This is a genomic window from Streptomyces sp. JHA26 (assembly GCF_002005565.1).
GTDB lineage: Bacteria > Actinomycetota > Actinomycetes > Streptomycetales > Streptomycetaceae > Streptomyces.
This window is the reverse complement of sequence record NZ_BDJC01000076.1, coordinates 1-19,835: the sequence shown is the minus strand read 5'-3', so window position 1 is coordinate 19,835 and position 19,835 is coordinate 1. Positions and strand designations below refer to the sequence as shown.

General features: G+C 75.3%; 9 protein-coding genes and 1 pseudogene. 1 reads left to right on the top strand and 9 read right to left on the bottom strand.

Translation table 11 applies throughout. The features are described from left to right. Positions 1-37: 37 nt before the first annotated feature. From JHAT_RS30440 to JHAT_RS30420, 5 genes are all read right to left on the bottom strand, one after another. On the bottom strand, positions 38-1,573 hold the full coding sequence (locus JHAT_RS30440; RefSeq protein ID WP_253195660.1) for an MDR family MFS transporter: 1,536 nt from the start codon (positions 1,571-1,573) through the stop codon (positions 38-40). 60 nt (positions 1,574-1,633) lie between these two features. Continuing rightward, positions 1,634-2,041: a ketoacyl-synthetase C-terminal extension domain-containing protein gene (locus JHAT_RS30435; RefSeq protein ID WP_077801506.1), complete on the bottom strand. Its 408-nt coding sequence runs from the start codon at positions 2,039-2,041 to the stop codon at positions 1,634-1,636. Next, a complete protein-coding gene (locus tag JHAT_RS30430) occupies positions 2,038-7,821 on the bottom strand; it encodes a beta-ketoacyl synthase N-terminal-like domain-containing protein (RefSeq protein ID WP_077801505.1) in 5,784 nt (1,927 codons plus the stop codon). The genes JHAT_RS30435 and JHAT_RS30430 overlap by 4 nt, the downstream gene beginning before the upstream one ends. 78 nt (positions 7,822-7,899) lie before the next feature. Beyond that, entirely contained in the window at positions 7,900-8,763 is an 864-nt protein-coding gene (locus tag JHAT_RS30425) for an ACP S-malonyltransferase (protein WP_077801504.1), read from the bottom strand. Then, positions 8,760-9,536, bottom strand: a complete 777-nt coding sequence (locus tag JHAT_RS30420) for an enoyl-CoA hydratase-related protein (RefSeq protein ID WP_077801503.1) — start codon at positions 9,534-9,536, stop codon at positions 8,760-8,762. Before JHAT_RS30420 ends, JHAT_RS30425 begins: the two co-directional genes overlap by 4 nt. Positions 9,537-9,687: 151 nt before the next feature. On the opposite strand from JHAT_RS30420, the gene JHAT_RS30415 reads away from it, so the two are divergent. Then, positions 9,688-10,449, top strand: coding sequence for a 4'-phosphopantetheinyl transferase superfamily protein (locus tag JHAT_RS30415; protein ID WP_077801502.1), 762 nt, complete (start codon positions 9,688-9,690; stop codon positions 10,447-10,449). A gap of 76 nt (positions 10,450-10,525) precedes the next feature. Here the strand turns inward: JHAT_RS30415 and JHAT_RS30410 are convergent, their stop codons facing one another. From JHAT_RS30410 to JHAT_RS34815, 4 genes and pseudogenes are all read right to left on the bottom strand, one after another. Continuing rightward, complete coding sequence (locus JHAT_RS30410; protein ID WP_077801501.1) at positions 10,526-11,293, bottom strand: thioesterase II family protein; 768 nt, start codon at positions 11,291-11,293, stop codon at positions 10,526-10,528. Then, positions 11,290-18,765, bottom strand: coding sequence for a non-ribosomal peptide synthetase (locus JHAT_RS30405; protein ID WP_077801500.1), 7,476 nt, complete (start codon positions 18,763-18,765; stop codon positions 11,290-11,292). The genes JHAT_RS30410 and JHAT_RS30405 overlap by 4 nt, the downstream gene beginning before the upstream one ends. 103 nt (positions 18,766-18,868) lie before the next feature. Then, a complete protein-coding gene (gene fabG / locus JHAT_RS30400; RefSeq protein ID WP_077801499.1) occupies positions 18,869-19,573 on the bottom strand; it encodes a 3-oxoacyl-ACP reductase FabG in 705 nt (234 codons plus the stop codon). Positions 19,574-19,577: 4 nt separating this feature from the next. Next, positions 19,578-19,835, bottom strand: a pseudogene (locus tag JHAT_RS34815) (hypothetical protein); the annotation flags it as partial.

Genomic DNA, 19,835 nt, shown 5'->3' with positions numbered 1-19,835 from the left:
GTGCACTCCTTTGCGAGAGGTGTGTGCGGACAGGGGCTCACTGGGACGGGGCCCGGTCGCGGGGCGGGGTGTCCTTCAGGAGCAGGGAGACGGCGAACGCGACGACGACGCAGGGCACACAGGCCAGGAAGACGTCGTCGAGGGCGCGGTTGAAGGCCGTGACGACCTCCGAGCGGAGGGGTTCGGCCAGTCCGCGGACGGCTTCCACGGACTGGGAGTCCACCCGTGCGGCGGCCGTCCCGCTGCCCAGGTGGTGTTCGAGCCGGGCGGTGAAGACCGCGCCGAGCACGGCCGTGCCGATCGCGGCCCCCATCCGCTGGAAGAAGTTGGCGGTGCCCATCGCGGCGCCCATGTCGCGGGGCTCCACACTGTTCTGCACGGCGGTCAGCACCGGCTGGGTGGTCAGACCGACGCCTACGCCGAAGACGAGGGCGAGCAGCGCGGTCCAGATGTACGGGGTGTCCGGGCGCAGCCGGGCGAGCAGCGCCGTGGCGGCCACCAGCAGGAGGGAGCCGGCGACGGGATACGCCTTGTAGCGGCCCCGGCTGGAGATGAGCCGTCCGGCCACGGTCGTGCCCGCGACGATGCCGAGCATGGCGGGAAGCATCGCCAGGCCGGCGCGGGTGGCGGAGAAGCCGCTGACCACCTGGAGGTGGACCGGGAGGAAGACGATGCCGCCGAACATGGCGACGCCCGCCAGGAAGCCGAAGATCCCGGCGACCCGGAACACCCGGTTGGCGAACAGCCGCAGCGGGATGACCGGATCGGCGGCCCGGCGCTCGGCGAGGACGAACAGCGCCCCGGCGGCCACTCCGGCCGCCAGCAGGCCGAGTCCGGCCGGCGAGCCCCAGCCGTGTTCGTCGGCGGCCCGGTCCAGGTAGAGCAGGACGGCGGTGACGCCCGCGGTGATCAACGCGGCGCCGGCGAGGTCGATGCGCTGCGGCCTGCGCACCGTGGTGATGCGCAGCAGCCTGGCCACGACCAGCAGGGAGCACAGGCCGACGGGCAGGTTGATCCAGAAGATCCAGCGCCAGCCGGGACCGTTGGCCAGCCATCCGCCGAGGACGGGACCGCCGATGCTGGCCAGCCCGAAGACGGCCCCGAACCAACCCTGGTACCGGCCGCGTTCGGCCGGGGGGACCACATCCCCGATCACGGTCATGGCCAGGGCGAACAGGCCACCGCCGCCGAGGCCCTGCACGGCGCGGAACACGACCAGCTGCGTGATGTCCTGGGCCACCGCGCACAGCAGCGAACCGGCCAGGAAGACACCGATCGCCGCCATGTACACCGGGCGCCGACCGTACATGTCGGACAGCTTGCCCCACAGCGGTGTCACCACCATGGAGGTCAGCAGATAGCCCGTGACCACCCAGGACAACCGGGACAGACCGCCCAGGTCGCTGACGATCCGTGGCAGCGCGGTGCTGACCACGGTCTGGTCCAGGGCGGAGAGCATCATGCCCGTCATCACGCCGCCGACCACCAGCCGGGCCTGGCGCGCGGGCATCCCCGCCGTCTCGGCCGGTGCGGGGGCGGTGCTCGCCGGGGTGCCTTCAGGCCGTGCGCTCATCACTCACCTCGTGTCGCCTCGTTCGTACGGTCCTGCGGGGGTCGTCGCCGCCCCACCGGGTCAGCCCGTGCCCGCCGGGGAGAAGTCCAGGTCGAGCAGGGAGGCCACCACGGGGGCCCGGCCCGGTGCGTCCAGCCAGAGCCGGCGCCGCCGGAAGGCGGGCAGCGGCAGCGGTTCCCGGGGCGGCGGCCCTCCGACCCGCCAGTCCGGGTCCGGCCTGCTGACGATCACGTGGGCGTTCGTGCCGCCGAGCCCGAACGAGCTCACACCGGCGACCCTGGTCCCGTCGGGCGCCCAGGTCGTCAGCCGGGTGACGGGGCGGAAGGGCGAACGGGCGAAGTCGAAGCGGGGATTGGGCGTCTCGCAGAACAGGGTCGGCGGGATCTGCCCGTGCCGCACGGCGAGCACCGCCTTGAGGAGCCCGGCGATGCCCGCGGCGCACAGCAGGTGCCCCAGGTTGGACTTCACGCTCCCGATCGCGCACCAGCCTCGCGGTCACTGCTCTCACGGAACACGTCGGTCAGGGCCCGCAGTTCCATGGGGTCGCCGATCAGCGTGCCCGTGCCGTGCGCCTCCAGCAGACCGATCTCCTCCGGATGGCGCCCGGAGGCGGCGAGCGCCCGGCGCAGCAGTTCGGCCTGGGCGTCGGGGTTGGGGGTGGTGACGCCCATGGTGTTGCCGTCGTTGTTGACCTCCGCGGCGTCGATCACCGCGTGGATCCGGTCGCCGTCGGCGAGCGCCGCCCGCAGCGGCTTGAGCAGGACCGCCCCGCAGCCCTCCCCGGGGACGAAGCCGTCGGCGCGCTCGTCGAAGGTGCGGCACCGGCCGGAGGGCGAGATGGCGCGGGCGGCGCTGAACTCCAGGTAGGGGCGCTCGTCGAGCAGCACTTCCACGCCGCCGGCGACCGCGATCTCGGCGTCTCCCGCCGCGAGCGCGCGACAGGCGAGCTGGACGGCGACGAGCGAGGAGGAGCAGGCGCTGTCGACCACCATGGACGGCCCGCGGAAGTTGTAGCGGTGTGCCACCTGGGCGGCGATGAAGTTGGGGTCCGACTGCAGGCCGCCGGGGTGTATCCCGGCTCGTCGCCCGTACGGGGTGGTGCGGCCGCCGACGTAGACGCCGACCCGTCGGCCCCACACCTCGCCGTCGGTGTAGCCGGCTTCGGCGAGGCAGCAGGCGGTCACCTCGAGGAAGAGACGGATGGCCGGGTCGAGGGCGGTCGCCTCGTCCTCGGTCATCCCGAACCAGTCGGGGTCGAAGTCCTCGATGCCGTCGACGAAGCCGCCCCACTTGCTGAGCGACCTGCCGGGCTGTGGCGTCGGCGCATACAGCGTGTGGTGGTCCCACCGGCTCGGCGGCACCTCGGTCACCCGGCAGCGTCCCGCCACGAGATCCGCCCAGAAGGCGTCGATGTCGGACGCGCCGGGGAAGCGGCAGGCCAGGCCGATGACGGCGATCTTCCCGTCGGGGAAGGCGGCCGGGGCAGGAGCCGGGGACCCGCCGGGGAAGGCGGCCGGCACCGGGTCGGCAGCAGCCGGGACGGGGGCGGGTCCGGGTGCTGTGCCGGTTCGGTGAACCCCTGCGGCTACGGGTTCGGGGTCCGCGGCACCCGTGGCTTCGGGCGTGTGCTCGGGCTCCGGCCGTGGTGCGGGTCGCGCGGCCGAGACGGTGTCGAGGTGGCGGGTGAGTGCGGCCACGGTGCTGTGGCGCAGCAGGGTGGAGGGTTCGAGCGGCCGCCCCACCCGCTCCTCGATCTGCTGCAGCAGGTCGCCCAGCAGGACCGACTCCACGCCGAGTTCGGCGAAGTCGGCCGTCGGGTCGAGTTCGCGCACCGGGATGCCGAGGTTCTCGGCGAAGAGCTCCATCAGCCAGGGCGCCGGTGGGAGGTCCTGTGCCGTACGGGGGAGTCGGGCGGCTCCGGCCGGTGAGGAGGCGGGGGCGGACACCTGCCCACTGCCGTCCGGCTCGGGCGGCCGGACGGCGAGCAGTGCCGTGTGGTCGACGCCGACGCCGGGCAGCGGCGGGCAGGGCAGGACCGTGCCGCCGTCCGGCAGCGACAGCACACGTTCCAGGACGCGCAGGGCCGCCGCGTCGTCGAGCGCCGCCAGGCCGACGGGCTCGCAGACGTTGGGCCCTCCGGCCCCCTGTCCGCTCTGCGCCCACATGGGCCAGTCGACGCTGCGGAACTCGGTGCGACCGCGGCGCACCCGGTCCTCGGTGAAGAAGTCGGCGTAGGAGTTGGCGGCGGCGTAGTCGGAGACGCCCGCGGCGAGCCGGGGCACCGCCGCGCACACCGAGGAGAACGTCACGAAGTACGCGGGCCGGTCCGTCGCGCAGGCGTCCGCGAGCACGGCCAGCGCGTCCGCCTTCGGCCGCCACACCCTGCGCGCCAGCACCGCCCCCCGGTGGGCGAAGGCGGGATCGCCCTCCGCCACCCGTCCCGCGCAGTGCACGACCCCGGCGACCGGGCCCCACTCCCGGCGGACGCCGTCCAGGAAGGTTCCGACCCCGGCTGCATCGGTCAGTTCGCCCGTGTGCAGCCGCAGTCGCGCGCCCATGGCCTCGAGTCGCCGCACGGTGGCAACGGCTTCGGCGGCCCGCGGGGACAGGTCGGGACGCGACCACTGCTCGCGCGGCGGCAGCGAGCGGGCGCCGAGCAGGACCAGCCGTCGCGCGCCGCACTCGACGAGGTGGCGCGCCACCCGGGCGCCGATTCCGCGCGTGGCACCGGTGAGGACCTGGACGGCGTGTTCGGGTATCCGCAGCGGCCGGTGCTCCGCGGTCACCGACGCCAGGGACGGCACCAGGCGGGTGCCCGCACGGTGGCAGACCTCGCCGTGACGGTCGTACGCCGCCACCTCCTCCAGCAGCTGCCGGGCCAGCGTCGACGCGTCGTCCGCACCGAGGTCGGTGTCCACCGTGGTGGCCCGCACCCGACGGTACTCGGCGCCGAGCATCCGCACGTATCCGGCGAGCCGGGCCCCGGTGAGCCGCGGGGGCACTCCCCCGGCGCCGCGCAGACCGCGGGTGACGTGCAGGACGCGCAGCCCGTGTCCGGCCCGGTAGGACACCAGCCGGCGCAGCGCCGCGAGCCGGGCGGTCCAGTCGCCGTCCGGGTCCTCCCCGCCGCCGTCCGCGCTGTCGGCGTGGTCGCACAGGTCGATCCACCCGGCCAGGCCGGGGTGGTGGGCGAGCAGTTCGCCGACGGCCGCGACCGCGTCCGCCTCGCCGGTGTACGCGGCGACGCCGTCGCCGCGGTCCGCTCCCCGGCGCAGGAGCACGATCCGCTCAGGTCCCGCCGCCCGCACCAGCTCCCGGGCGACCGCTTCGGAGGGGTCCGCGAACAGGCACAGCAGCGGCCCGTCGACCGGCGTCGGGTCCGGCTCGGCCACGCTCTCGACCCAGGTACGGCGCAGCAGCGGCGTCTCGGCGGCCCCGCCGGGACGGTCGTACGCCGGTGCGTGCCCGGTTCCGGCGGGGGCCGCCGCGGAGTCGGCCCGGTCGTGGGTCACGGCTCCCGCGGTCGCCGCCGGGGGCACCGGTGTGCCGGCGGGTACGGAGAACCGCTCGGGCTGCTTCGGCGAGGGTGTGGAAGCCGAGCCGGCCGCGGAAGCGGGCTCTGCCCAGCAGCGCATCCTGGCGAAGGGGTGGCCCGGCAGGGGGACGATCGCCGGCCCGGGTCCGGTGGCCGGGCGCAGCCGTGCCCAGTCCACGGGACCGCCGGCGACCCAGTGGGCGCCGAGTTCGCACAGTTCGCGCTCGTCCTCCGCGAAGCCCTCCGCGGGCATGACGGGGCCGGTCGACGCGCCGGGACCGGGCGTGCGGCCGCGCAGGACGCACGAGTCGTCGCCGGCGGCGTAGCGGCCGAGCACCTCGGCGGCCCCGGCCGTGTCCCGGGCGACGAACGCCAGCCGCTCGCGCAGCGGTTCACGCCCGGTGCCCAGCGTGAAGGCCAGGTCGCCGAGGGCGGGTTCGGCTCCGCTGTCCGCCGCGCCGCGCAGATGCTCGGCCACCGCCCCGGCGTACTCCCGCAGGCGCCGCTCGTCGTGGGCGGACAGGACCAGCAGCCGGGGCCGGCCGTCGGGCACGGGCGGCGTCGGGCGCGGCCCCACGGGCTCGTGGGACTCCAGGACCAGATGGGCGATGGTGCCGCCCGCGCCGAAGGAGCTGATGCCGGCCCGCAGCGGCGCACCCGGCGCGGCCCGCCACTCCTCGGCGGACCGCTGCACCCGGAACGGCACGGCGTCCCAGTCGATGCCGGGGTTGAGTTCCCCGGCGTGCAGGGAGGGCGCCAGCCGGCGGTGGCGCATCTGGAGCAGGACCTTGGTGAGCGCGGCGACCCCGGCCCCGGCCTCGACGTGGCCGATGGTCGACTTCACCGAGCCGACGGGGATGCTCCCGGGCGGCAGTCCCGCGGCTCCGAACACCCTGGTCAGGCCCTCGATCTCGATCGGGTCCCCCAGTTCGGTACCGGCTCCGTGCGCCTCGAGGTAGCCGATGTCGGCGGGGTCAAGGCCCGCGTCACGCAGGGCCTCGGCGACCACCTCCGCCTGGGCGGCGGGGTTGGGGACGATCCAGCCGTTGGTGCGGCCCATGTGGAGCACCGCGCTGCCGCGGACCACCGCGTGGATCCGGTCGCCGTCCGCGAGGGCCCGGTCCAGCGGCTTGAGCACGAGCACCCCGACGCCCTCGGCGGGCACGAACCCGTCGCCCCCTCGGCCGAAGCTGCGGCAGCGGCGGCCGGACGCGGTCAGCCGCATCCTGCGCTGCTGGAGGAACTTGTTCGGGTGCAGCGAGAGGTTGACCGCGCCGGCGACGGCCATCTCGCATTCGCCGCGCCGCAGCGCCTGCACCGCGAGATGGACGGCGACCAGGCCGGACGAGCACATGGTGTCGACGGTCATGCTGGGGCCGCGCAGGTCGAAGTGGAACGAGACCCGGTTGGCGATGCCGCCGATGGCGCAGCCGGTGTCCTGGGGGGCGCCGCGCAGCGTGCTCTCGACCCCGAAGTACGTGTACTCGTTGTACATGCTGCCCGCGTACACCGAGACTCGTGAGCCGTGCTGCTCGCGGAGCCTGGTGCGCGGATAGCCGGCGTCCTCCAGCGCCCTCCAGGTGGTCTCCAGGAAGAGGCGCTCCTGGGGGTCCATCAGGGCGGCGTCGCGCGGTGTGATCTGGAACAGCAGAGGGTCGAAGAGGTCGACGTCGTCGAGGAAACCGCCCCACATGTCGTCGGCCGGCCAGCCGGGGCGACGGCGGTCGGGGGGCAGTTGCCCCACGCAGTCGCGTCCGGAGACCAGGTTGTCCCAGAACCGTTCGAGATCCGGGGCCTGCGGATAGCGCCCGGCGATCCCGACGACGGCCACGGCCCGCTCGCCGGAACCGGCGAGGGCGGCGCCCTTCCGTCCAGGGGAGGGTTCCGCGAGGGCCTGTTCCGCACGGGCCTGTTCCGCAGGGATCTGCTCCCCGCCCGTCTGTCGCGCGCCGGCACGCTCGGCCGCCTGCCGTCGCCACGGCCCGTCGTGGTCCAGCAGTGCGCCCGCCACTCCGGCGAGGTCGCGGTGCTCGAAGAAGAGCGTGGGCGGCACCGTCCCCAGGTCCTCGGTCAGCCGGGCGGTGAGCCGGGCGACGAGCGCAGAGCTGAGCCCGTAGTGGTCCAGCGGCACGCGCGCGTGCAGCCGCTCGGCGGGGATCTCCGACACCTCCGCGTAGCGCTCCTTGAGGTACTCCTCCACCGCCGTGCGCCGCGCGTCGCGGTCGGCCCGCGGTGCCGGTGCCCTGCCGGCACGGTCCGTAGGGGCCGCCCCGAACGGGTGCCCGGGCAGCGGCGTCCTGGTCGCTCCCTCGTGCCGGAAGTCCTCCCACCGCACGGTGTGACCGGCGAGCCACGCCTGTGCCGCCTCGTGCTCGTCGCGCGGCGGCGCGGCGAGGGGGCCGGGCTCGGTGCCGGGCTCGACGACCGACACGGACACCGCGGGGTGGGGCCGGCCGGCCGCCGCCGCGGCGAGCGCTTCCAGCAGCTGCTTCGTCCCGGCGCAGCGGATCGCGAGCCGGTGGGCCAGGGAGACCCGGCCGGTCTGGAGGGTGAACGCCACCGACGCCAGGGACGGCGCCGTGCCGTGGTCCGCGGCCTCGGCGAGATGGTCGTACAGCGCGCCCGCGTACCGCCGCAGACTGCCGGCGCTCGCCGCGGACAGGATCACCGTGTGCTCCACCGTGCCGTGCCGGTCCTGACCGTGCCCCTGCATGTCCCCCCTCACTCCCTCGGTTCCAGGGTGTCTCACGTGTCTCCCCCAACCTGCTGTCGCGGCGGGGGCGTTGTCTGCTCAACAGTGCGCACTCGCGTCCGCCAGCGCCGCCGTCCAGAGCTTGTCCAGCGTGCTGCTCGGCCCGGCCTGCCGCAGCGTGCGCACTCCGCGCCCGATGAGGAAGCGCATGGTGTCGGCCCAGCGGACGGGGCTGCGCAACTGCGCGCCGAGGTGCTCGGCGAGCCCGTCGGCGGTGGTCCGGGGGCGGGCGTCGGTGTTGGTGACGACCGGAACGCGCGGCGGCCGGAAGGAGACCGTGCGCAGATGGTCGGTGAACAGGGCGGCGGCGTGGGCCATGTACCGGGAGTGGGCGGCGATGCTGACGTTGAGCAGGACGCACTTGTGCGCCCCGCCGGCGCGCAGCGGGTCGCGCAGCGCCCGCAGCGAGTCCCGGGGACCGGACAGGACCACCTGGTCGCGGGAGTTGAGGTTGGCGACGTCCACGTCGGTGGCGCCCTCGGCGGCCAGGACGGCGGTGATGCGCTCCGGGGGCAGTCCGACGACCGCCAGCATCCCGCCACCGCGGGACTGCGCCATGAGCTCCCCGCGGCGCAGCACCATGCGCACTCCGGTCTCGAAGTCGAAGCAGCCGGCCGCGTACAGCGCGCTCAGCTCTCCCAGGCTGTGCCCGGCGAGCCAGCGGGGCTCCTCGCCGGACTCGCGCAGCGCGGCGAGGTGGAGCGCGTTGATGACGAACATGCCCGGCTGGACGTACCGCGTGTCGGACTGCAGTGCCTCGTCGTCGCCCCGGCACAGGTCGCGGACGGGGACGTCGAGGAGGGCGTCCGCGCGGGCCACGAGGTCGGGATAGCGGTCGAGCAGTTCCTCTCCCATGCCCTGACGCTGGGCGCCCTGTCCGGGGAAGACCCACGCCACCGTCATGCCCGCTCCCCCTTCCCGGCCGTCGCCGCGGTTCCGGCGGGCTCCCAGGGCAGCCGCCCGGTCGTCGCGAAGCCCGTCAGGCGTTCCCGGGCGACCGGACCGGTCAGCAGCCGCTCGAACTCGCGGGCGGCGAGCCGGCCGGTCTCCTCGGTGATCGGCCACAGCTCGGCGGCGTACCGCTTGGCCGCGTCGAGGGTGCGCGCGTCGATGCGCTCGAGCCGCACCAGCAGCTGGGCCAGCCACGCGTCCGGGTGGTCACCGACCTCGTCGACGAGCCCGCGGGAGCATGCGTCCGCCGCGTCCAGGGGACGGGTCGTCAGGGCCATGGTGGTCGCCCTGCCCGGCCCGATCCTGCGGGCCAGATACGGCAGTACGACGCACGGCAGCAGCCCCCACAGTGCCTCCGGCAGCCCGAAGGAGCTGCGCGGAGTGGCGTGGACGAGGTCGGCGGCGGCGACCAGGCCGACCCCACCGCCCGACACCTGCCCGTCGACCTCCGCCACGACCACCCGCGGCACCAGGGTGAGCCGTCCGAGCAGTGTGGCGAACTCCTCCGGCGCCGTGTCGTCGTCCAGTCCGCCGCGCAGGTCCATTCCGGTGCAGAACACACCCGGCCGCCCGGCCAGGACGACCGCCCGGCAGTCCCGGTCCGCTTCCGCCGCGTCCAGGGCGCCGCGGAGCTCGGTGACCGTCCGGGCGTCCAGTGCGGGCGCGCCGAGGGTCACCCGCAGCACACCCCGCGACGGTTCCACGCGGATACGGCGATACTCCACGGTCTCCTCCTCGTCTGCGGCTGCCGACGTCCTCACCCCCGATCCAACCGGGACGACGCGGCCGGGTCTGCTCACCTTTGAGCAGGCGGCCGGACCGGGCTCGGGGCATGCTGCGCACGTTCCCGGGTGACCCGAGCGACGAGGAGCCTCCGTGACGCACCTGCCGGTCATCGGCGCCGACGAGGTCCACGTCTGGGTGGACGTCCCGCACGCGCCGGCCGACGGGGCGCGGCGTACGGCAGGCCACGAGCTGCTGTCGGACGAGGAGCGGGCGCGGCTGCGCCGCCTGGTGCGGGCCGAGGACCGACTGGCGTTCACGGCCGCGCACGCGCTGGTCCGGTCCGCGCTGAGCCGGTGTGTGCCGGACGTTCCCGCGAGGGCGTGGGAGTTCCTGCGGACGCCTTACGGGAAACCCGAGATCGCCGCCCCCCGCGTGCGGCCGCCGCTGCGGTTCAGCCTCTCGCACACCCGTGGCCTGGTCGCCTGCGCGGTGACCGCGGGGGCGCCGTGCGGGGTGGACGTGGAGGCGGTGGACCGGGCGACGGACCCGATGCGGCTCGCCCGGGCGGTGTGCACACCACGCGAGCGGAGCCGACTGGCGGGGCTGGAACGGGCAGCCCGCCCGGCCGCGTTCTGCCGGCTGTGGACGCTGAAGGAGGCCTACGTGAAGGCGCGCGGCCGCGGCCTGTCCCTGCCGGTGTCGCAGTGCGGTTTCTCGGTGGCCGGCCGGGCCGGCGGTACCGCCGGGATCCGGGCGGAGTTCGGACCGGAGCTGGGCGATCGGCCGGAGGAGTGGTGGCTGGCCCAGTGGGCGCCCACGCCGGCGCACTCGCTGGCCGTGGCCGTGCACACCGGGACACGGCGGGCGGCGGCCCTCCGGGCCGTGCTGCACGGTGCGCCGGCGGCGTACTAGGCACCGGCCCGGCCGCACGGTGCCCGGCCGGCACGCGCCGGACGGGCGTGCCGCCGGACGGATCCGGGCGGTGACGTCATCCGGTCCTCGGGGCGAACCCCGCCGCCGCCTCCAGTTCGGCCCGCAGAGCCGCCATGACGTCGGCCCGGGCGCCCTTCAGGTAGAAGTGGTCGCCCTCGAACACCTGGCGGACGAAGGGGCCCCGGGTCACCTCGCGCCAGCCGTCGATCTCCTGGGGGGTCACGCGGGGGTCCCGGTCACCGGTGAGGGCGGTCACCGGGATCTCCAGCGGCGGCCCGGGCAGCGGCAGGTAGGTCTCGTTCAGGGTGAAGTCGGCCCGCATCGCCGGGACGAACAGCCGCAGCAGATCCGGCTGTCGCAGCACTTCGTCCGGGATGCCGCCCAGCCGTGCCACCTCGGCGACGAAGGCGTCGTCGTCGAGGTGGCGCAGTTCGGGCTCCTGCCGGGCCGCGTGCGGGGGCCGCCGCCCCGAGACGACCAGGCGCACCGGGGGCGCCGTGGGGCCGTGCGACAGCCGCCGGGCGAGCTCGTAGGCGAGCACCGCGCCCAGGCTGTGCCCGAACAGTGCGTACGGGCGGTCCAGATGGGGCACGACCCCGTCGACGAGCGCCGGCAGCAGCTCACTCACCCGCGTGTAGGGGTGCTCCCTGAGCCGGGACTCGCGGCCCGGCAGCACGACGGGGCACACGTCGACGCCGGGCAGGGCCTCGGCCCACGGCCGGAAGAAGCCCGCTCCCCCGCCGGCGTGGGCGAAGCACAGCAGCCGCACGGGGGCGTCGGCCCTGCGTCCGGGCCCGCCCGCGATCCACGATCCGGCCGTCACCGAACCGTCCTCCCCTCTCCGTCGGCCTCTTCGCGCGCCGCACTCGGCGTCGCGGGCTCGCGCAGCACGACGTGGGCGTAACTGCCCGTCGCTCCCACCGCGTTGATGAGGGCACGCAGCGGCTCACCCGGACGCTCCGGCACCCAGGGCTCTTGGCGGTCCGCGAGCCGCACCGGCAGCCCTTTCCAGGAGAACAGCCCCTCGCTGTGCCCCGCCGGGGTCGCCGCGATGCGGCGGTGCTCGAACTGCAACAGCACCTTGGCCAGTTGTGACATGCCTGCGGCGGACTCCAGATGGCCCACCACGGGTTTCACCGTGCCCACCGGCAGCACGAGGCCCCGTTCGGTCCGGGCCGCGAACACCTGGGCCAGCGCTTCGATCTCCGCGGCGTCCGCGACACCCGCCCCCGCGGCGGCGCACTCCACGTACCCGATGTCCTCGGGTGACACCCCCGCCCGGCCCAGCAGGTGGCGCAGCGAGTCGGCGAGCGCCTGCGGGCGCGGCGCGCCGTATCGCGCGGCACGCCCCGCGTGTCCGCTCAGGGTCGCCTCGACGACCGCGCGTACGCAGTCGTGGTCGCGTTCGGCGTCCTCGAGACGGCGCAGCAGTACGGCGCCCACGCCCTCGCCCGGTGACCATCCGGACGACGCGGCGTCGAACGCGCCGGCCGCGGGACGGGTCGCGACGACACCGAGGTCCGTCAGCACGTCGAGGTGGTAGGGGTGGCCGATGGCGTTGACCCCCGCCGCGATCGCCGCGTCGCACTCGCCACGGCGCAGCGCCTCCACCGCGAGGTGCAGCGCCGTCAGGGAGGAGGAGCAGGAGGTGTCCACGGCGACGCTCGGGCCGCGGAAGTCGAAGAAGTGGGAGACCCGGTTCGGTATGTCCGAGCCGAGCGCAGCCAGGGTCGCCGGCTCGCCCGCACGGTGCGCGTCGGCGCCGGCCTGGCGGTGGTCGTGCCACATCACCCCCGCGAACACGCCGATCCGGCGGGCGGCGCGGCTCAGGCTCTCCGGGGTGTGCCCGGCGTTCTCCAGGCACTCCCAGACCGCTCGCAGCACCATGCGGACCTGCGGATCGAGGGTGCGCGCCTCGGCCGGTGCGATGTGGAAGAGTTCCGGCTCGAAGCCGTCCTCGGCGCCGAGGTAGCCGCCGTCGGGGCGGGAACGTCCGTTCCCGCCGTGCAGCGCCCGCGCCCGGTCCGCGGGCACGGCGCCCACGGCCGACCGGCCGGATTCCAGCAGCCGCCAGAACTCCCCCAGCCCGTCCGCGCCCGGGAGCCGTACCGCCGCACCGGTGACGGCAACGGCGACGGCCGCGGGCGTCCTCGCGGCTCCGGTCGCCGCGGTGCGCCCGGCCGGTTCGGCCGCCGTCCGTCCGTGCGGCCGCGCGTCCCGGGAAGCCGGTTCAGGTGCTGCCGGGGCCGCGGGTGTGTGCTGTTCCGACGGCAGGGGTCCGCCGAGGAAGGACAGGAGGAAGCGGTGTCCGTCGTCCAGACCGAGGGGACCGGCGAGCCGCTCCACGGAGCGGGCGCCGACCGGACACAGACCGATCCCCGTCTCCGTCTGGGAGGTCATCAGCAGCTGCGCCACGCAGCCCGCCTCCACGGCGAGGTAGCGTGCGCTGTCGTCGCCGTACAGCGGGGCGATCCCCCTGAGCTGACCGATGAGGTACAGCTCGAACGCGGCGGCGTCGAACACCGGCCGGTTGTAGAAGACGTGACCGCCGCGATCGGGTCCGGGCCCCTCCGCCAGGAGCTCCAGGGCGTGTTCCTCCGGCCGGTAGTGGTAGAGCCCCGCCTCCATCCCGGTGACGCGTCCGGGCCGGACGTGGAGGTACACCTGGACGGCGTAGGTGTCCCCGGCCGACGGGTAGAGGCGGCGTTCGCGGTCGTCCAGGCGCACCGGCCGCAGCAGCGCCAGCAGCCGGGTCAGCTGCTCCCGGCCGACCGCGTCCCGCCCGAACTCGCGGCGCGCACCACGCCGTTCGTACCGTGCCCGCTCGTACTCCACCGGCTCCAGCGGCACGAGACGGTCGGGTCCGGCGGGTGCGCGCCTGGCCCAGCCGGCCGCCTTGAAGGCGGCGCGGGCGTGCGCGGAGAAGAAGTCGACCGGCTCGGGCTCGTCCGCGTCCACCGCCCCGGTCCCGGTCTCCTCCGGAGGTGTACGAGGGCGCTCGTGCTCGGCCTGCGCGGTCCCGGCGGGCACGGCCCCGGGGCTTCGGCCCTCGCCCCCGGCGGGCGGTTCCTCCGTTCCGAGCACCCGGGCCAGGTGGGCCGCGATCGCGTCCGCGCTGGGGTCCTCGAGCAGAGCCGACACCGGCACCCGGTGTCCGTGGCGCTCGTACAGGACCGTGGAGACCTGGGCGAGGGTGAAGGAGGTGGCTCCCTGGTCCCACAGGTCGGCCGCGGGATCGATGGACGGGACGCCGAGCCGCTCGGCGAACAGCGCGGCGATCTCCTCGCGCAGTTCCGCCCGTCCCGGTGCCGCCGCATGCGCGGTTCCGGCGTCCGCGGCCCGTGTGTCCGTCCCGTGCGCGGTCGCCTCGTGCGTCACCGCGGTCCTCGTCCCGGCCATCGCGCCGGAGCCGTCCCCGGCCGGCAACGCGGCCGCTTCCCCGGCCCGCACCTCGTCCGCCGTGCCGGCCCGCACCTCGGCCTCGGCGGCCCGCTCACCGGCCGTCACCCTGGTCCTCTCCTCGGCCCTCACACCAACCGTGGCCCCGCCCGTCACGCCCGCCGTCCCTCCGGCCGGGGACTCGCCCCGCGCTTGTGCCCGTTGCCCCGACTCGGGCAGCGGCCACGGCAGTGCCTCGCGGTCGAGCTTGCCGTTCGGCGTGGCCGGGAACGTGTCCACCCGGGCGATCACGTTCGGCACCATGTACTCGGGCAGCGCCGCGGCGGCGAACTTCCGCAGCTCCCCGGTGGCCGGCAGTCCGTCGCCCGACGGTTGCACGTACGCCACCAGCCTGCGGTCTCCCGAGGGGTCGGTCCGGGCCAGCACCACGGCGTCCCGGACGGCCTCGTGCTGCCGCAACCGGTGCTCGATCTCACCCGGTTCGACGCGGAAGCCTCGGATCTTGACCTGGTGGTCCGCCCGTCCGCGGAAGTGGAGGAGGCCCGTGTCGTCCCACAGCGCGCGGTCGCCCGTGCGGTACATGCGGGCGCCCGGCTCGAGGCCGAAGGGGTCGGGGACGAACCGCTCGGCGGTCAGCGCCGGACGCGCCCGATAGCCGTCCGCGAGACAGTCGCCGCCGATGTAGAGGTCGCCCTCGGCACCCGGGGGACACGGCCGCAGCCGCTCGTCCAGGACGTAGTAGCGCGCGTTGTCACCGGGGCGGCCGTAGGGGATGCTGCGCCAGCCGGGGTCCACCCGGTCGACGGTGAACGCGTTGGACCACACCGTCGCCTCGGTCGCGCCGCCCAGGCTGACGATCCTCGCCCGCCGGAAGACGGCGCGCACCGCGTCGGGCAGCGGCAGGGGCGTGTAGTCGCCGCTGAGGAAGACCAGCCGGAGGTCGTCGGTGCCGGGACGGCCCGCGTACCGCGGCAGCAGCGGCAGCAGCTGGCCGAGGGTGGTGGGCGCCGAGTTCCAGAAGGTGATCGGTTCCCGTACGAGCACGTCCAGCAGCAGTTCGGGGTCCCGCTGCTGCTCCTCGTCGGCGATGTAGAGTCCGGCGCCGCGACCCAGGAGGCCCAGGATGTCGAAGACCGACAGGTCGAACCCGAGCGAGGTGACGCACAGCCCGGTGTCGTCCGGTCCGAGACCGTGCAGCCGGTGGCACCAGTGCAGGAGGTTGTGGACGGGCCGGTGGCGGACGGCGACTCCCTTGGGTTCACCGGTGCTGCCCGAGGTGAAGATGACGTACGCCGTGTTGTCCGCTCCGGCGGTGTGCGGCGGGTCGAGGCGCCGTTCGGGGCCGTCGGGCAGCCGTGTCCGGTCGGCCGGCACACAGGTCACGCCCTCCACGGCGGTGAGGGGCGGCGCGCCGTCGGCGGTGAGCAGCAGGCCGGCCCCCGCGGTGCGCAGCATGGCGGCGACCCGCTGCCCGGGCAGGCGCGTGTCGACGGGCAGGTAGGCGCCGCCCGCCTTGAGCACGCCGAGGACGGCGGCGACCATGACGGGTCCGCGGGGTGTGCGGACGGCCACCACGGTCTCGGGCCCGACACCGTGGTCGCGCAGCGTCCAGGCGATCCGGTTCGCCCAGGCGTTGAGCGCGCCGTACGACAGGGTCCCGCCGCGCCACCGCAGGGCGATGTGTCCGGGGCGGTCCCCGGCCTGTCCCTCGAAGTAGGTGTGCGCCGGTCCCGCGGCGGGGAAGGGACGCGCCGTGTCGTTCCACGCCTGAAGCGCCCGCAGTCGCTGTCCGGGCTCCTCGGGAGGATCGGCGGCGAGTTCCCGGCACAGCGTGCCGAACGCGTCGAACGCCCGCCGGAGCGCTCCGTCGGGGAAATCGCCGGGCACGGCGTCCCAGCCGACCGTCAGGGTGTCGCCGTCGTCGAGGGACACGCAGTCGAGCGACACGTCGGGGGTACAGGTGCTCCAGGGACCGGCGGTGACGCCCGGCGGCAGTGGCAGATCGGACAGGTCGAAGACGGACGTGTACACGATGGGGTACGAGGAGCCGGTGCCGCGGGCGGCGCGGCGGCGCTGCGCGGTGAGGGCCGGTGCCCCGTCGGCCTCGGCGTCCTCGGCGAGCATCCGCTGGTAGACGGCGGCCCGCTGCCACACGGTCCGTCCGTCCGGCTCGCGGGGCAGCCAGCTGAGCGCCGTGTACTCGCCGGGCCGGGCCGGCTCGGCCCAGGACGGCCAGCGCACCACCGTGAACGCGAACGGCTCGGCGGCGGCCCCCCCTGCTTCGGCCAGGGCCTCGGCGAAGGCTGCCGCGAGCAGCGCGTCGGGGGTCACGCCCGCCGCGGCGGCGCGCTTCTTCACCCGTCCCCAGCCGGGCAGCCGGGTCTCCAGCCGGATCCGGCGGGGCGGCCTGCGCTCCGCCTCCCGGTGCGCTGGACGGCCGGACATCAGCGGGCTCGCGGCCGGCAGCGCCTCCAGGCGCCGCCGCCAGTGTTCCCGGTGCTCCTGCGGGGTGCCGGAGCGTCCGGGGCGGGCTTCCGCGGCAGCCCGCGGGGCGGCCGCCGGATCGGCGTACAGCCGCCACAGTTCGCGGCCCAGCAGATGGATGCTGCGGGCGTCCGCCACGGCGAGGTCCACGGTCAGGTGCACGACGGCACTGCCGTCGGCCCGCCGCACCACCCGCAGGTCGGCGTGCGGGCCGTGACCGAGCGGGAACGGCGGGCGGGCGGCGTCCGCCGGGACGTCCCCGTCCCCCACGCCGCCCGTCCTCCCCGCCCCGGCGCCGGCGTCCCCGGCCTCCTCGGCGGCCTCGCCGTCGGTGTCCTCGACCGGGATACGCCAGTGGGCGGGCGGCTCGGGCTCGACGCGCAGGGTGCCGTCCGGCAGGACGGTGGTGCGCAGGACGTCGTACGCCGCCGTCATGCGCAGCCATGCGTCCGTGAGCCGGTCGAGGTCGAGGTCGCGCACCGCGAAGGACTGGTGGACGTGGCAGCCCTCGGGCTCGCCGGTGCCGGCCCTGGCGACGTAGTACGACTGCTGCAAGGCGTTGGGCCGCGCCCTGCGTGCCGCCTCGGGCCGCTCGGCGGCGAGCAGGTGCAGGGCGTTGACGTACGCGCTGAACAGCCGGTCCGCCCGTGCCCTGGGCAACGCGGTCCCGTTGACGTCCCAGCGCAGTCGGAGCCTGCCGTCGCGCACGCGGAGCTGGTGGTCGAGATGGACGCCGCTGGTCTGGCTGACCGCGTATCCGGGTGCCGCGGCGAATCCGTCGGTCTCCTCCGCCAGGTCCAGCATGCTGGTGAACACGACCGGAAGCGCCGGTGCGGCGCGCAGTTCCCTGAGCGCTTCCACGCCGCTGACGGCGGTGTACCCGAGGTCGGTCCACAGCATCCGGTGGACCTCGCCGGCCGCCTCGTCGACCGGTCCGTCGCCGAGCGCCTCCTCCGGCACGGGGAAGACGAGGTTGGACGTGAAGGGGCCGATGAGACCGTCGGCGGCGGGAAGCCGGGTTCGCTCACTGACGGTGAGGACGAGGGAGAACGGGCGCCGGACGCCGCGGCCCAGCACGCGGGCGAAGACGGTGAGCAGCAGCGAGGTCGGCGACACCCCGGCCTCCGCGGCGCGTCGGCGCAGCGATCGCCACTCGCGTGCGTCGAGTTCGGCGGTGAGCGGGAAGCGGCGTCCGGGACCGGCCGGAGTGCCGAACAGGTCCGGGCCGGGCGGGAGCCGGTCGAGCCGGCGCCTCCAGTGGTCGAGGGCCGCCCGGTGGGCCGGGGTTCCACGGCGGGCGAGCAGTGCGGTGACGTAGTCGCGTACGGAGGGCCGGCCGGTGCCCGGCTCGGCCGTGCGCCCCGGTCGGCCGGTGTAGTGACGCCACCAGTCGGCGAGCAGCACCTCCAGGCCGCGCCCGTCGGTGAGCAGCGCGTCGACGTCCAGGTGGACGACGGACGTGCCGTCCGGCACCCAGCTGACCTCCACTGCGTACAGCGGTCCCGTGCCCGGCGCCCGATCGCGGTACGTCATGTCGTCCCGGATCCGCCTCACCTGGCGATCACGGTCGTCCTCGGTGGTTTCGTGGACGCGGAAGGGCAGTTCGGCCGCCTCGGGCGTCGTGGGGCGGACGAGCTGCCGACCGTCCGTGATCTCGACGCGCAGCATGTCGTGGTCCCGGACCGTCTCCCGCAGCGCGGTCCGCAGCCGGTCCGGGTCGAGCCCGTCCACCTCGAACTCGCGGTAGAGGTGGCAGCCGACGGAGTCGGCGGTGAACTCCGGGGCGCCGCCCACCAGGTACGCCTCCTGCAGGGCGGTCAGCCCGAACGGCTCGTGGCGGCGGCGGGGTTCCGGGCGCACCACGACGGAACCGTCGGGGCGTACGGTCGCCGTCTCCCCCGGGGCGGGCACGCGTGGACCCTCGGGGGCGTCCTGCGCGGGACCGCTGCCCTCGGCCGCGGGTGAGCCGACGGGACCGGACGCCCCGGGGACGGTGGCGGCGGTCGCTCCGGCCGGCGCGTGGACATCCTGCCGGGCACGGGCCACGGCCGCCGCTATCCGGTCGGCCAGGGCTGGTACGCCACCCGGCTCGGAGAGCCGCCCCAGCGGCACCTCGACCCCGAGTTCCTCCTGGATCTCCAGCACCACCCGGGCCGCCGACATGGAGTCCACACCGGCGGCCACGAGGGAACGGGTGTCCTCCCGGGCCGCCTCGGCGGGCAGCAACCGCCGTAGCAGGGCGGTCACCTCGGCCACCAGCGAGGCGTGGCGGGCGGACCGGTCCGAGCCGCCGCCGTGTTCCTCCGCCGCCCGTGGCGCGTCCTTGCCGGTCCCGCTCGCGTGTGTGCCCTCCCCGTCGGCGCCGGCTTCGCACCCGTGCGCCACGGTCTCTCCGATGACCTCGGCGTCCATGCCTGTGCCCTTCCGCTCCCTCGTCCGCTGTCGCGCTCCCGCGCGTGACTGTTCGCGCCCCCGGACGGCCTTCTCCTCGGGAAGACCGGGGGACGCCGCGCCGTCAGTGGCCCATGGCGAGTCCGCCGTCGACGGGGACGACCGCCCCGGTCACATAGGCCGCCCGGGGCCCCGCCAGGAAGGTCACGACATCGGCCACCTCCTCGGGGGCCGCCGTGCGTCCCAGCGGGATCTGCCGCACGAGCTCGGCTCGGCGGGCGTCGGTGAGCCGTTCGGTCATGTCGGAGCGGATGTAGCCCGGCGTCACGACGTTGCAGGTGATGCCGCGCGACCCCAGCTCCCGGGCGAGGGAACGGGCCATCCCGATCAGACCGGCCTTCGCCGCCGCGTAGTTGGCCTGGCCCGCGGCCCCCGCGTACGCGCTCACCGAAGAGATGAAGATCATCCGCCCCCTGCGCATCCGCACCATGGGCCCGACCGCCCGGCGGGCGGCCCGGTACGCGCCCGTGAGGTTGGTGTCCAGAACCTGGGTGAACGTCTTCTCGTCCATCCTCATGAACAGGGTGTCGTCCGTGACGCCCGCGTTGGCCACCAGTACCTCGACCGGCCCGTGCAGGGCCTCCGCCTCGGTGAAGGCCCGGTCGACGGACGTCTCGTCGGTGACGTCGCAGCGCACTCCCGCCACGCCGTCGGGCACCCCGCTGCCGCGGTGCGTGGCAGCGACCCGGTCCCCCGCCGCGGCGAACGCGCGGGCGATGGCGGCACCGATGCCGCGACTGCCGCCCGTGACCAGTACCGACCTGCTCACCGGCTCACCACTCCCAGGCGACCAGCTCGGGATAGGGCGCGGCGAAGTGGTCGAGTTCGCCACGCGAGACCCGGGTGGAGAATCCCGCGGCCCGGACGATCTGACGGGTGAAGACCGTGCGGAAGCGCTCGTCCGCGGGCAGTCCGACCGCGTCGGCGGACTGCAGCATCAGCTCGACGAAACGTTCACGCTGCTCGTCGCGGATGTTGAGCCCCTGGTGGGCGCGGTAGATCGCCTCGAAGCCGCCCAGTTCCTCGCTGTA